This is a genomic window from Marinagarivorans cellulosilyticus (assembly GCF_021655555.1).
Taxonomy (GTDB): domain Bacteria; phylum Pseudomonadota; class Gammaproteobacteria; order Pseudomonadales; family Cellvibrionaceae; genus Marinagarivorans; species Marinagarivorans cellulosilyticus.
On record NZ_AP023086.1, the window covers coordinates 150,702 to 164,174 of the forward strand.

Annotated in this window: 11 protein-coding genes and 1 pseudogene; 5 read left to right on the top strand and 7 right to left on the bottom strand. The window is 46.1% G+C overall.

Annotated features, from left to right (window positions below):
• Nucleotides 1–73 precede the first annotated feature (73 nt).
• Together MARGE09_RS00595 and MARGE09_RS00600 are read left to right on the top strand one after the other, a co-directional pair.
• Complete coding sequence (locus MARGE09_RS00595) at nt 74–529, top strand: hypothetical protein (protein WP_236985418.1); 456 nt, start codon at nt 74–76, stop codon at nt 527–529.
• Nucleotides 530–577: 48 nt separating this feature from the next.
• A complete protein-coding gene (locus MARGE09_RS00600; protein ID WP_236985419.1) occupies nt 578–1,576 on the top strand; it encodes a M23 family metallopeptidase in 999 nt (332 codons plus the stop codon).
• Nucleotides 1,577–1,698: 122 nt separating this feature from the next.
• On the opposite strand, the gene MARGE09_RS00605 is transcribed toward MARGE09_RS00600, so the two are convergent.
• Nucleotides 1,699–3,426 (bottom strand): sensor domain-containing diguanylate cyclase, encoded by a 1,728-nt coding sequence (locus MARGE09_RS00605; RefSeq protein WP_236985421.1) that lies wholly within the window; start codon nt 3,424–3,426, stop codon nt 1,699–1,701.
• A gap of 657 nt (nt 3,427–4,083) precedes the next feature.
• Between MARGE09_RS00605 and MARGE09_RS21695 the strand changes: the two are divergent.
• Nucleotides 4,084–4,242, top strand: a pseudogene (locus MARGE09_RS21695) (DUF7661 family protein); the annotation flags it as partial.
• A gap of 705 nt (nt 4,243–4,947) precedes the next feature.
• The gene (locus MARGE09_RS00610) at nt 4,948–6,171 is read left to right on the top strand and encodes a glycoside hydrolase family 27 protein (protein ID WP_236985423.1); all 1,224 of its coding nucleotides are present in this window, start codon (nt 4,948–4,950) and stop codon (nt 6,169–6,171) included.
• A gap of 216 nt (nt 6,172–6,387) precedes the next feature.
• Here MARGE09_RS00610 and MARGE09_RS00615 read toward each other — a convergent pair whose 3' ends face one another.
• The 3 genes from MARGE09_RS00615 to MARGE09_RS00625 form a co-directional block, all read right to left on the bottom strand.
• The gene (locus MARGE09_RS00615) at nt 6,388–6,864 is read right to left on the bottom strand and encodes a hypothetical protein (RefSeq protein WP_236985425.1); all 477 of its coding nucleotides are present in this window, start codon (nt 6,862–6,864) and stop codon (nt 6,388–6,390) included.
• Between the two features lie 144 nt (nt 6,865–7,008).
• On the bottom strand, nt 7,009–7,599 hold the full coding sequence (locus MARGE09_RS00620; protein WP_255711792.1) for a class I SAM-dependent methyltransferase: 591 nt from the start codon (nt 7,597–7,599) through the stop codon (nt 7,009–7,011).
• A gap of 160 nt (nt 7,600–7,759) precedes the next feature.
• Nucleotides 7,760–8,575 carry a DUF2189 domain-containing protein gene (locus MARGE09_RS00625; RefSeq protein WP_236985429.1) on the bottom strand — a complete coding sequence of 272 codons (816 nt, stop codon included), beginning with the start codon at nt 8,573–8,575 and terminating at the stop codon, nt 7,760–7,762.
• 294 nt (nt 8,576–8,869) lie between these two features.
• Here MARGE09_RS00625 and MARGE09_RS00630 point away from each other — a divergent pair, with 294 nt between their 5' ends.
• Nucleotides 8,870–9,085 carry a TIGR02450 family Trp-rich protein gene (locus tag MARGE09_RS00630; RefSeq protein WP_236985430.1) on the top strand — a complete coding sequence of 72 codons (216 nt, stop codon included), beginning with the start codon at nt 8,870–8,872 and terminating at the stop codon, nt 9,083–9,085.
• Between the two features lie 304 nt (nt 9,086–9,389).
• Here MARGE09_RS00630 and MARGE09_RS00635 read toward each other — a convergent pair whose 3' ends face one another.
• The 3 genes from MARGE09_RS00635 to MARGE09_RS00645 form a co-directional block, all read right to left on the bottom strand.
• Nucleotides 9,390–10,760, bottom strand: a complete 1,371-nt coding sequence (locus MARGE09_RS00635) for an NAD-dependent succinate-semialdehyde dehydrogenase (protein ID WP_236985432.1) — start codon at nt 10,758–10,760, stop codon at nt 9,390–9,392.
• 83 nt (nt 10,761–10,843) lie between these two features.
• Nucleotides 10,844–12,187: an ectoine hydrolase gene (doeA, locus tag MARGE09_RS00640; protein WP_236985434.1), complete on the bottom strand. Its 1,344-nt coding sequence runs from the start codon at nt 12,185–12,187 to the stop codon at nt 10,844–10,846.
• A complete protein-coding gene (locus MARGE09_RS00645) occupies nt 12,184–13,455 on the bottom strand; it encodes an aspartate aminotransferase family protein (RefSeq protein WP_236985435.1) in 1,272 nt (423 codons plus the stop codon). The genes doeA and MARGE09_RS00645 overlap by 4 nt, the downstream gene beginning before the upstream one ends.
• Nucleotides 13,456–13,473: the final 18 nt, after the last annotated feature.

Below are 13,473 nucleotides of genomic sequence, written 5' to 3' on the forward strand. Positions count from 1 at the left end.
AAATTGCTATTTTTAGAGGTGCCCTTAAGTCGTGGTAAAAAATATTCAATCAAACAGAAGGAGGGGGGGGGAGATGAAGTCGCCTTGTAAAATATTAATTGCGGCTGGTAGTTTAAGTATGGTTGCTGCGTTATTACATGTTGCTGTTATTTTTGGTGGGCCAGATTGGTATCGATTTTTTGGCGCCGGTGAGGAGCTGGCGCAAATGGCAGAAGATGGAAAATTGTACCCAATTATAGTTACCTTATTTATTACAAGTATTTTAATAGCTTGGGGGCTATATGCGTTATCGGGGGCAGGCCTTATCCTTCGTTTACCCTTTTTGCGATCGTGTCTTGTATTAATTGCTGCTGTGTACTGCATTCGCGGTGCTTACGGGCCTTTTATTCCGTTGTTGGTTTCAACTCCCTATGTAGAAAATTTAGGCATTGCCTTTTGGTTTTGGAGCTCGGCTATTTGTATGAGCATTGGCTTGCTTCATTTGTGGGGTTTGAAAAGAAATTGGTCGTCATTATCACAAAAAAATTAGTATTTTTAGAGGTGGCCTTAAATATATGCTCTTCAAGGAGAGCCCTGCATGTTTATTTATGAGATTACACTGGCCGTGTTACTTGCATTATTTGTTATCGGTGGTATCGCTTCCGGCCTTTTCTATAACTTACTATATGTTTACCTGTTGGCCCGCTTAGTGACAGAGGGAGTTCGCTTATATCTTGCTTATCTGCATGGTGAATTTTTATTTGAAAATTGGCCGTGGACTGATGTCCATTATTGGCTGCCCAATATTGTTCGCTCAATGTTTTTTATTGTAATTTTATTTTTCATTACAGACCGATTTATAGCCTTTCAATTTCCGCCTTCCACTGCGGCGTGGATAAAAACGCAAATGGTTATCCTTACACTTATGAGTATTGCTCTGCTCTGGATTCCGACTGTTAGGGTTAATTGGCCTCAGGCGATTGTCATGGGGTCGGGTTGTTTTGTAATAATTTTTTTAATTTTAATTAATAAAAAAACGCATTTTGACAATGCCATTACTCTTCGTAATCCACTTCATCAGCCCGCGTTAATTTTGAGTGCAGGGTTTAGCCCACTATATAATCACCACTTCTTTTTTAAGGGGCAACGTTATGCTGCAGATTTAATTGCCGTTGAGTACAATCGAAATGCGCGTAAACAAAAAGAACTTTCGGCTTTTACCAGTTTCGGCATGCCACTTTATGCTCCAATAAGTGGAGAAGTTGTGGCAACGTATTTCGACTATCCTGACCAAGAGATTGGTACTACCAATGCAGAAATGCCGGTGGGAAATTACGTTGTAATTCAGGTGGCGAAAGCACAATTTTTATTGCTTGCACATATAAAGCATGGCAGCGGTAAAGTTGCTGTAGGCGATTGGGTTGCCGAGGGCGATGAGCTTGCAGCACTGGGGAATTCCGGCAACACCGGCGAGCCGCATCTACACATGCAAGTGCAGAATCATGTCGATTTTCGGCAAGTTACCCAAACCTTTCCTATTTATTTTAAAAGCGAAGGGCAAACGGTGTTTTCTCGCTATAAGGTTGTTTTACCCTAATAAACCGTGTAGTAAATACGAAACGCTGTTGGTTTTTAATTTTTATGCAGATAATTTAGCTGCGGCTTTTGGGTGTGGAGTTTGGTTATTTTGTATGATTATTGGCTCCCTTTGCTGCCAGTTTAGGTGGGTACATTAGAATTATATTTAACGCAATTTCTGCCAGAATTCTTTGCCATATAAAGGCCTTTATCTGCCGCGGTTAGTAGCTCGTCCGGTGCTTGCTTTGCGTTAAGGCAGGTAACCCCTATTGAGCAAGTGAATCGAATAGTATGGTGGTTAAAATTAAGTACGCTGTGCTCGCAAGCATGCCTCAGCTGTTCGGCTAGGTGCATCGCTTTGTTTATATCGCAATCAATTAGGCTTATCGAAAATTCTTCTCCGCCCATGCGGCCGAGAAGGTCTGCATCGCGTATTGTTTCACGGCATAGGTTTGCCATATGCGAAATAGCTGCATCACCGGCGGCATGGCCGAGTGAATCGTTGATTTTTTTGAAGTGGTCAATATCAATTTGCAATAAACATAGCGGTCGTTCTTCTAGGTGCGCTCGAGCGACTTCCTCCTCAAGGCGCTGTAAAAAATAGCCCCGGGAAGAAATTTGTGTAAGGTGATCTGTTATTGCAATAGCGTAAAGCTCGCTAGAGGCTTTTTCTAGTGTGCGATTCACGCGGGCTAAATTATCTAAATGCGATAAACTGCGTTGGTGATAATCACTTGCGCGCTCTACCATTAAAATTAGTAGTAAACCGGCAATAATAATGGTGGCCGCTAGATACCAATTTTGTTTTACTAAAGTAACTGATTGTTTGACATCTATGGCATGCCAAATTTTAAAATCTTGGCCTTGTGTATTTATGCGCGCAATAACCATGGTCTGGTTGTTAATGTCCCATAGGTTTAATAGGTGACTATTAATAGCTGAAGGCCTAATTCCAAGCTGTGTTATGGTATTCAGTGCATAGGTATCTTGCAGTTCCTTTGGGGGTGGTTTGGATATGAATTGTTCGCCGATATGTTTGAAAATGGAGGATTTATCGGTACTGCTAATAATTATGCCTTGGTTATCGACCACCCACGTTGTGGCGCTTAAAAGCTTAAGCCCATCCATAAGCCTGTTGGCATTTAAGCGAACAACTACCGTGCCAATAAATATTTCTTCTTTTATTGACGCGTGAGCAAAAAAAAGCGAAGGGATTGGTATTTTTTTACCCACGGCAAACTGTCGACCGTGCCCTTCGTTTTTTGCTTGCTGAAAATAGTGGCGATTAACGTAATTAGACCCTAGGCAACCTTTTGGTTTGTATGTTTTAGATAAAGTTAAATAGCTATTGGCAATACAGTTTGCACTCGCATCTAAAAGAAATACTGACATTAAGTCTACATCGTTTGATATTCGCCCAAAAAGATTGTTAACGGCTGCTGTCGGCGGGTGCTGCTTTAGGAATTCCTGTCGTTGTGCAGGCGCCATATCTTTGAGTAGTTGCGCATGCTTGTTGGTACTCTGTAAATGCGTAAGAATATCGGCTTCGTGCGAGAGCGTAATGGCCAGTTGTTCTGCCGTATGCAGTTCTTTATCAATAAGTTGTGCAATAAAGGTCGCTTCGCGGTTGGCTTTTTGTTGTTGTTCGCTGATTGATTTTTGAAAATTATTATCAATGACTTTTGCACTGGTAAAAATACTCACCATTAGCCATATAACTGCAAAGATACACGCGATAAATTGCAAGCGCCTAAATGGCGCTAATGCATGAGGCTTACGATAGCATTCGATATTGGGTATCAATAGTTGTTTAGATGCCGTGGAATGGCCATTGGCTTTAGATGTAGATATTTTTTTGATAGTTTTCATTTTTGCTTAAATCCCTAGTACGACATTCCTTTGTACTGTGTAGAGATGCTGATGTTCAGAGTACGGTGCTGTATTCTTACCCGTTGGGTTAGGCATCATAGTGTGCTTAACCCAGTCTGGCTAGACTGCTATTGCTGGAAAGATCTTTGCGTAAATAAAGAGTAGATAATCCTGTTTATAATAAATATTCAAAGAATCGAAAATAGACAATTGCGGCATCTATTTTTAACATTAAACTGAGCTATTTTTTACGGCGGTTGGCCCGCTAAACCACATTGTGGATAATAAATACTTTAATTGGCCAATTTAGTCTCACTATTACCCTTCCCGTATTTCAGTGGTAGCCTTGAATGCTGGCAATTTGTGGCAGGCTATTTGGATTATTCATCGCATAAAATGAAATCTACAACGTATGAAATTTGATATATTTGGTCGAAAAATTTTGGATGTTTCTCGTGTTAACCCTAACGTAGCATTAGATATTGAGTTCAGGAGCTTGTAGAGTGGTATTTATAGCGTTGAACGGAGATTTTTTTGGATTGATACTAGTCACTCTAGGTGAGATCCAGAAAAATTGAGTACGACGTTAGAAATACTGCTATAGAAGCAGCGAAGCGATCCTGGGCCAAAAGTTAATGCAACGTTAGGGTTAAGGGAGAATGGCTTGCTTGCTATTGTAGTAACGGCCTAAAGCGGCGGGCAGAGGATATTTGCATTCCGCCGACATTAAGTGAGACTGAGTTAACGGACTATATCGCCGATGTCTTTCACGAATGGGCTAGTGTCGACAATGATAGTGTGCGGCGTATAAGCTAGCATCGCATTGAACAGCTGCATGCATCAATATGACGCCAGTATGGGCTACAATGATGTTCAGTTTCTAGCATTCATGTAAACGTAAAACCGATGACCGCATATCTTTTAGTTTCTGTATGGCTCGTTAGCGCGGCGCTTTGTTATTACATTGCAAGGTCGCGTGGTTGCAAGCTTTTTGTAGGGTGGGATATGGCTTTGGCGCTGCTCGGCCCCTTTGCAATACCACTAATGTACTTAATCAAACCTAAGAGCATCTCTAAAAATGCACTTTTTCCGCGATAGCGGCATCAGCTCCGTCCTCGAGTCCTCACAAATTGGAGGATCAATTTGCACAGCTTGCTGCCCGCAGGGTGAAGCGCAAGGATGCGCTGAATGATTTACAGCTCGTAAACTGCGGCTCTCGGCTTTGGCCTCCTGCGTCGCTCTACCTCCTGAATCCATTCAGTCGTCCGGGCGGTGCTTGACCTCCACGGATGGAGGAAATGCAGAAAGTTGCCTGGAGCAACTTCTGTCTTTGCTCTCACAAAAAAATACTATTTTTAGAGACGCCCTAAACCAGTTGCAGCTAGCAGCTAAGTTAGCCTTAACTTCGGCGATGCCCAATCTACTTGCCTCCTTATGCACACACGCGTACTCTTTCAACTATGTAATGCTAGTTTATTTAGTATGTTCTGTGAAATTTGAATGCAATGGGTGAAATACATAATGAGAAATGTGCAGAAGTGGATTTTGGGGCTGTGCTTTGGCTGGGCGTTGGCGGTTAATGCGTTTGCACTAAAGTTTGACGGGTTGGCGCAAACACCACCTATGGGCTGGAATAGTTGGAATACGTTCGAATGCCAGGTGAGTGAAAGCCTCATTAAAGAAACCGCCGATGCCATGGTGAGTAATGGCATGATGGCGGCAGGCTATGAATATGTGGTTATCGACGATTGCTGGGCACTGCGCGAACGCGATGTGAATGGCTATTTGGTACCTGACCCACAAAAATTCCCCAATGGTATGAAGGCTCTTGCCGATTACATTCACAGCAAAGGTTTAAAGCTGGGTATTTATGGTGATGCGGGCAAAACCACCTGCGCCGGTTACCCTGGTAGCCAAGGCCATGAGTATCAAGATGCGCGAACCTTTGCCGCATGGGGTATCGATTTTCTCAAATACGATTGGTGCGCAACCGGCACCCGAAATGCCCAAGAGGCCTACACAACGATGCGCGATGCCCTTTATGCCGCCAAGCGCCCAGTGGTGTTTTCAATTTGCGAGTGGGGCGATAATCAGCCGTGGGAGTGGGCGCAAGATATTGGCCATTTATGGCGCATATCCGGTGATATTTACGATTGCTGGAATTGCTCGCAAGAATGGTCGCATGGTTTTAAAACAATTTTAGATCGATATCACAACTTAAAGCCTTCAGTTGTGGGGCAAGATGGCATGGGGCAATATTCAGGCCCAGGCCACTGGAACGATGCTGATATGCTGGAAGTGGGCAACCCAGGTTTAACCATGGCTGAAAACAGGTCACATTTTACGATGTGGGCCATGATCAACTCGCCGCTAATTGCCGGTAATGATTTGCGCAGCATGAATGCCGAAGTTACAAAAATATTGACCCACAAACCTGTGATTGCTTTAAACCAAGATGCTGATGGCATTGCAGCTTGGCGTTTTAAAATTCAACCGCAACAATACGAAATCTGGATTAAACCTTTAACCCAAGGGCGATGGGCTGTTGCGGTATTAAATATTGCCGATAGCGCGCAAAAAATCAGCATTGAATGGCCGCGTATGGAGCGAGCCATTCGTGGTGAATTTACCATTAAAAACTTATGGTCTGGTAAAAACGAAGGTACCACGGCAAAAACTTTAACGCGCAAAGTCGGCTCACACGATGTGTTAGTGCTTGAATTAAAACCGGTGAAAAAGCACTAGGTTTAACGTAAAGCCTAAGTGCAGAGTGCTTCCACGTTTAGATGTGTAACTAGGGTCGCCCCATTTTAGGCACTCTTGCAAGTCGGCAATTCCCTCTGAATTGCCGACTTTAAAAGTTAAAGCCCTTAATTGAATAATATAAGGTTTTATGGCCGCGGGGTAGTTCTTGATTACTAACGCAACGTCAGGATTCATAAAGGGAATCATGCTCTTGCGCTATAGCAATACACTGTTACTGCGGCCTTCGCTGTGAAATACAGCGACTAATGAATAACTAAAGAAGCTGTGGCAGGTGGTGAGGTAATCTCGAATAGTATCTTTCATACATTCTGCATATCGGTTTGCTTCACTTTCCCATTCGCTTAACGCTGTATTTTTTACGGCCTTCAATTTATTGTCTAATGCGGTAAAGCAACACTGAACGACTTTGGCTGAATCATTTTCTTTTTTATTATCGGTTACCACAATAGTTAATACCGAACAGGTAATATCCCACTCGAAAATAAAGTAACGTGAGTGCTCATTGATATTATCGTTCAGTAGTGACACCGCTTTATCTATACTACAAGCCACAGCCAAATTTAGCCCCTTGGTGTCGTACTCGTGCGCTAGGGCAAGGTAAGTTAAATGTTCTGGCGTGTTGGTAGGTGCCTGTGGGTTTGCATTGTTGTGCTCTTTCCAGTCTAACGACATGTAGTGCCCTGAATATTCTGAGTGCTGCTAATTTATGGATTTGTTTGCTGAGCGTAAGCCGCTATGTAATATAAAAGGAATGCATCAACAAGTATTGGGTGGTTCAATGTGCTCTTTCAATGCCCCTGATTACAGGTGGGGTGATTAGCTAATTTTACCTTGAATGACCCAAATATAAATACCCTCAATATCACTGGCGTACTCGCGCTCAATACGGGCACCTATTTGCTTGACATAAGCGGGGATGGCGCCTTTTTTTTGGTAGAGTTTAAAGTTTCGATAATGGCCTGACAGCATTTCGTCTAATTCAATGGCACACCTCCCAGCTAATGATTTGCAATATCCGTAATCGGCAATAATGACTTGTTTGGACGTCTTTAGCATTGCGCTTAATAGCTGGCAGGCATCTTTTTCGGCGAGTTCGTGTAGGCATAGCGTGCTGCTGGCAATATCAAACGACGAGGGGGCCATGTGTAAGGCGTTAACACATTCGAAATGTACGTTTTTAATGTTGTGTGCCGTGCGCTGTTTGTTGGCGTAGTCGACCATCGATGCGTTAAGGTCTACGCCAAGCCCGTGAGCTATTTGGGGGGAGCAGCGCAACATGAAACTACCGGTGCCGCAGCCTACCTCCAGTAATGATATGCCCTGGGGCATTAGTGCACTCAACTCCTCACGCAAAGGCTTTAACGCGCGATCAGCTAATTTTGATTTTATTAAGACTTTAAGGTTCACTTCGATAATACAAATATAAAAATATTGTAGAGGGTAGCATAATATGGATATCCAGCGGGGAGGTGGTTACCCCGTTGGATATAATCTGGCGAATTCAAAGTCTCCTATTCAAAGCTTCCTATTCAAAGCTTCCTATTCAAAGCTTCCTATTCAAAGCTTCCTATTCAAAACTTCGCGGTGCTTTGGTTTTTATTATAGCGATATAGCCATGCCAACTAGCAAAGCTTAGTAACGGCATAATGATAATGAATGCAATTGCTTTGGTCAGAAAACCAATCATAATTAATCCGAATACCAGCGATGCCCAAAATACCATTGCCTTAGCGTTTTTACGAACGGCGTTAACTGAAGTTGCCATAGCAGTCATCATGTCTAAGCGGCGCTCTAAGAGCAATTGCGGGGTAAAAGCAGATATGGAAAATCCTGCAATAGTCAGCACAGCGCCGGCTAGAGTCCCTAAAGTTAAAAAGGGAAGTAATTCCTCTAGGCTTGGGCTTGAGTGGGCTGGGTAAAGCGCATAAATAATACCCGCTAGTCTCATCCATGCAATCATCAATACCAGTAAAACAAAAGCAAAACCCCATTCCCCTGCGGGGTTTCTAGCTAGCATTTTTACACTATGCCTGAAGCTGGGTTTATGACCTTTTTCTATTTCCCATGCAATATCATAAAGTACGGTGGCAAATGCTGGGCCGATAAGTGCAAAAGCAGCCGATGCGGGTAATAAAAACATCCAGTTACCTGCGCTGTAGGCGAAATGCAAAATAAGTGCAGGGATAACCGCGAATACCGCTCCAAAAAATAGAGATAAAAAAGGTGCTTTGTAAAAGTCGTTAAAAGCTAGTAACAGCCAGCGGTAAGGCTCAAAGGTACCAACAACGTTAGCCTGAATGTATTTATCGGTAAGTGATGTGCCTTTAGGAATGCGCGTAAATATTGTCGGATTATTATGCTCGTTGTGAAGGTTTGTGGCCATGGGGCCTCCTAGAGTTTTAGTGATCATGGGGAATAAAGTTCAGCATGGTTATTGTTAGTTAGTACGCGCGATGCAGAAAAAGTATCTCCAATCCATATATTATTTGGCTATATAAAACCTTAGAGGAATGCTTTCGGATTAAGATGTTGACATGTTGACATGTTGACATGTTGATATAGCGAGAAGCGAGAGTATTGTGCGACACCGAATTAGCACCGCGGGACCATGCCGGATGAACTCATCTGATTAAGGCGCTACGGAGTAAGAACCCCCAATTCTCCAAAATGCAAAACCATGAATATCATAAATCCTAAAAAACTCCTGAACAGTAAATGGACTGCCGTGCATCCCATCAATAAAGAAAAGCACTTTATAGTGGTGAAGGTCGTTTTTGATGAGGACGAAAATTCGGTAGAGCGTTGTGTTATTGAAGCTGTAATGACTAAACGAAGTTTCGATATAGACTGGCGCCTGCTTAAAACAGAAAGCTGGATTATCGGCTGGAAGTAGGGGGCTTAATGGGCATCTCTAAAAATGCACTTTTTCCGTGATAGTGACTTACAGGTTTTTGCTCCTGCAAAACCTGTATTCAGTCCATCCATGGACATTAGCTCCGTCCTCGAGTCCTCACAAATTGGAGGATCAATTTGCACAGCTTGCTGCCCGCAGGGTGAAGCGCAAGGATGCGCTGAATGATTTACACCACGTAAACTGCGGCTCTCCGGGCGGTGCTTCCTTGCTCTCACAAAAAAATTACTATTTTTAGAGGTGCCCTTAATGTTAGCGGGTTAAGCCCCTTAGGTTTTTGGGTGGGTTATTTAATCCAAATTTGCTTGGCGTTCACAAATTCTTTGATGCCGTGGGGGCCGAGTTCGCGGCCATAACCCGATTTTTTTATACCGCCGCTGGGCAGTCGTGGGTCGGTTTTAACAATGCCGTTTATGGCGACTTGGCCGGCATTTAGGTCTTTGGCAAACTTGAGCGCTAGGTCTACATCCTGCGTCCATACGCCGGCGCCCAAGCCGTATTCGGTGTCGTTAGCGAGTGTTAAGGCGTGCTCGGGTGAATCGGCTTTTATCACCACCATCACGGGGCCAAAGGTTTCTTCTTTAAACGCGCACATGGTTTCAGTTACGTCGGTTAATAGCGTGACCGGGTAAAAATAACCTTCGCCTTCGGGTATTTCGCCACCGAGTAAACAGTTGGCGCCCGCTGCTACGGTGGCGGCCACTTGGCGGTGTAAGTTTTGCCGTAAATCGTTGCGGGCAATAGGGCCTATGTCGGTGTCTTCTAAAAGTGGGTCGCCAAGCTTTAGTGCAGCTAACCGCGTTTTTAATTTACCGATAAACGTATCGTAAACCTCGCTGGCAACAATAATGCGCTTGGCGGCAATACACGATTGGCCGGCATTAATAATGCGCGACAAGGTGGCGATGTCGGCGGCGGTGTCTAAGTCGGCATCGGCTAATACAATGAAGGGGTCTGAGCCGCCTAGCTCTAATACCGCGTGTTTAATCTCGGCGGCAGCCGTGGCGGCAACAATGCCCCCCGCTTTAGCGGAGCCGGTAAACGAAACGGCTTGCACCGCAGGGTGGCGAATAGCCTCGGCGACAGCCGGTGTGGCAATGGGTAAGTTCACCAAAATATTTTTGGGTGCGCCAGCCTTCGCAAAGACATCGGCAATGGCTTGTGCGCAACCGGGTACGTTGGGGTCGTGTTTTAACACGCAGGTATTACCGGCCATTAGCGCTGGGGCAAAGTAGCGCGCTGCCAGCCACAGCGGCGCGTTCCACGGCAATATGCCCAATAACGTGCCTAGCGGTTGATAGTACACATAGCTGTTAGAGGCATCAGACGGTAGCGTTTCGGTCGCCAAGTAAGGCTCGGCGTGCTCGGCGTAATATTCAGAACACCACGCGGCTTTTTCCACTTCGGCTAGGCCCTCTTTTACGGGCTTGCCCATCTCTTTTGCCATTAATTCGGCCAGCAAAGGTTTGGCGTCGCGCAGGGCTTTGGCCACATTACGCAATACCTCGGCGCGCTCGGCAAAGGTGGTGTTTTTCCAGTGGCTAAACGCGTTATTGGCTTGGGAAATTTTTTCGTCGATTCCCACGCTATTTAACGTAGGGTATTCGGCTAATTTTTGGCCGTTAAATGGATTGGTTGCAATCAGTGCCTGATTCATAGTCACCTCGTTGATTATCGGTTTTAGGGTGATAAAAACGCCGCTTATTCACGGCGCTGTTGGCTAGGGTTGGGCTGCTTGCGTTAACTTTTAGCGTGCGCATGTTTAGCGGCTTTAATTTGCTGCTTACTAGCGGTAGCTTTTGTATTTACAGCCTGAGTACTGGCGCTGGGGCTGGATTGAATGCTGCTTGCGGGCAAGCCTTGCGGGCTGCCAGCTATATTGCTGGCAGTAGGGTTAGGTTGAACCATCGCACTAGCTTCGTTAGGTTTTACGGAAAAGTCCCTATCCATAGTAAAAAAGGATTCACAGCCGTCGGCGGTAATATGAATAGTGTCGGAAATGCCGCAGGTCTTGTCGCCATCAACCCCCCACATCCAAGGGATAACATGAAACGTCATGCCTTCTTTTAAAACGGTGCCGTCGCCTTGTTTTAAGCTGCATATATAGCCTTCGTCCCAGCTGGGTGGGAAGGCGATGCCAATGGAATAACCTGATCGCGTTACCAAACGTGCGCCCACATCATTATGGGAAATAATATTGCGGATCATGTTGTCCACATCCGATACCGTCATGCCTGGCTGAATGTAGTTATGCATGGTATTGAGCGCTAACTTCATACACTCCTGCGCCTTGTGCATGGAATCGCTCAGCTGGCCCAATACCACGGTGCGCATCATGGCGGTGTGGTAGCGGCGGTAGCAGCCGCCCACTTCCAAAAAAATATGCTCATCGGGCTTAACCACGCGGCCCTCCCATGTGGCGTGGCCAATCATGGTGCGCGGGCCAGAGGTAACATAGGGCATTACCGCCGGTGGCTCGCCGCCTGCGCGGAACATGGCCGCGCTAATGGCGGCACCAATTTCGTTTTCGGTAGCGCCGGCGTGGCAAGCGGCTATGCCTGCCTCCATGCCGGCTTCGGTCGCGGTGGCGGCGCGGCGCATTAAGTCTATTTCCAGTGCCGATTTGCAAATGCGGCCTTCTTCTACAATGCCAAAACAGTCCAGTAGCTTGGCATCGGTTAGGGTGGTATGGATGGTGTCTTGCTGGTAGGCGGGGAAGAAGTAGCTATTGCGCTCGTAACCAATGCGCTTAGTCGATAGGCCAAATTCACGCAGTGCATCGACCAGCATTTGCACGGCATCGCCGGTATCAGGGTAGGGGCGTGTGCGCTCCACCCAGGTGCGGGCAAAAATATTGGATTCCTCCAATGCGCGGGTAATCATGAAGGGCTCGTCTTCTAAGGGCACAACCAGCGCTTGGAAGAACGAGTAACCGGTGGTTTGGTAATCGGTTAGGTACATGATGTTTTCGGGGTCGGTGATTACCACGGCATCCAAGTGGCGCTCGGCAATGCGGCTGCGTAGCTCGGAAATTCGGCGCTCGTACTCCTCGTAGGGGAAGGTCATATCATCGCGTTTTTTCATGCGGCGGCCTCCAAAACGGTTTGTGCGGTTTGCACTAGAATATCCAGTCCTTCTTGTAAGTCGCTGTCGGGAATGGTCAGCGGCGGTATCAGCTTAACCACTCGGCCACCTGTGCCGCAGCTGGCAATTAATAAGCCCTTATCAAAGCACTGGTTAACAATGGCTTTGGCATTTTCGCCGTTGCCCACATCTAAGCCTAAAATCATGCCTTTACCGCGCACTTGCACGGCGCTCAGTTTTTCTAGCGGTGCAAGGGCGCCAGCCATCACTTTGGCTTTGGCTTTTACCTCGTCCATAAAGCTGTCGTCTTCAAAGTAACTGAGCATTTCGGCACCAGCCACAAACGATAACGACTGGCCGCGGAAGGTGCCGGTGTGCTCGCCAGGTGACCAGTGTTGATCAATCTCGGGTTTTACCAGGTTTACCGCCATAGGGGTGCCCATGCCGCCAATGCCTTTGGCTAGGCACACAATGTCCGGGTCTATGCCGTAATCGTCAAAACTAAAGAATGAACCCGTGCGGCCAATGCCTACTTGGACATCGTCGATAATCAGTAAACTGCCAAAGTCTTTCGCTAGCTGGGCTAACGCCGTTAGCCACGCTTTATGGGCAACGTTCACGCCGCCTTCGGCTTGAATGGTTTCCACTAAGAATGCCGCTGGTGGGCTAATACCACTGGAGGCATCGCTATATTGCCCGCGCAGTGCTTCTATATTGGCTACACCGCAGCCCATTTCGCAGCCACTACAGGGTTTTTCACAGCCAAAAGGTTGATGCTCTACATGCAGCAACGGAATGCCCGCCGCGCCGCGAAAGTATTGGTTGGCGGTGCACGCAAGCGAGCCTAAGGTCATACCGTGAAAGCCTTTGGTAAAAGCCACAATGTCACTGCGGCCGGTGGCCCTGCGCGCTAATTTTAAAGCAGCCTCTACCGCATTGGTGCCGGTTGGCCCCATAAATTGCAGTTTGTGGGGCATGTTGCGCGGTTCGAGAATGGTTGTTACAAAGCGCTCCATAAAGGCCCGCTTAGCGGTGGTGTGCATATCTAAACTGTGTAAAACACCATCGTTTTGCAGATAGTTAATCATGGCGGTTTTCATGCGCGGGTTGTTATGGCCAAAGTTCAGCACGCCTGCGCCTGCAAAAAAATCGATATATTCCTTGCCGTCTTCGTCGGTTTGGCGCGCGTTAATGGCTTTATCAAACACCACCGGGTAGACGCGACAATAGGCTCTAATATCGGATTCTCGTTGCTCGAATATGCTCATACTTGTCTCCTCGTTGTG

Excerpts from the sequence above, each read along its gene's own strand:
- MARGE09_RS00595 (WP_236985418.1), top strand. The coding sequence starts at position 74 with ATGAAGTCGCCTTGTAAAATATTAATTGCGGCTGGTAGTTTAAGTATG.
- MARGE09_RS00600 (WP_236985419.1), top strand. The coding sequence starts at position 578 with ATGTTTATTTATGAGATTACACTGGCCGTGTTACTTGCATTATTTGTT.
- MARGE09_RS00605 (WP_236985421.1), bottom strand. The coding sequence starts at position 3,426 with ATGAAAACTATCAAAAAAATATCTACATCTAAAGCCAATGGCCATTCC.
- MARGE09_RS00610 (WP_236985423.1), top strand. The coding sequence starts at position 4,948 with ATGAGAAATGTGCAGAAGTGGATTTTGGGGCTGTGCTTTGGCTGGGCG.
- MARGE09_RS00615 (WP_236985425.1), bottom strand. The coding sequence starts at position 6,864 with ATGTCGTTAGACTGGAAAGAGCACAACAATGCAAACCCACAGGCACCT.
- MARGE09_RS00625 (WP_236985429.1), bottom strand. The coding sequence starts at position 8,575 with ATGGCCACAAACCTTCACAACGAGCATAATAATCCGACAATATTTACG.
- MARGE09_RS00630 (WP_236985430.1), top strand. The coding sequence starts at position 8,870 with ATGAATATCATAAATCCTAAAAAACTCCTGAACAGTAAATGGACTGCC.
- MARGE09_RS00635 (WP_236985432.1), bottom strand. The coding sequence starts at position 10,760 with ATGAATCAGGCACTGATTGCAACCAATCCATTTAACGGCCAAAAATTA.
- doeA (WP_236985434.1), bottom strand. The coding sequence starts at position 12,187 with ATGAAAAAACGCGATGATATGACCTTCCCCTACGAGGAGTACGAGCGC.
- MARGE09_RS00645 (WP_236985435.1), bottom strand. The coding sequence starts at position 13,455 with ATGAGCATATTCGAGCAACGAGAATCCGATATTAGAGCCTATTGTCGC.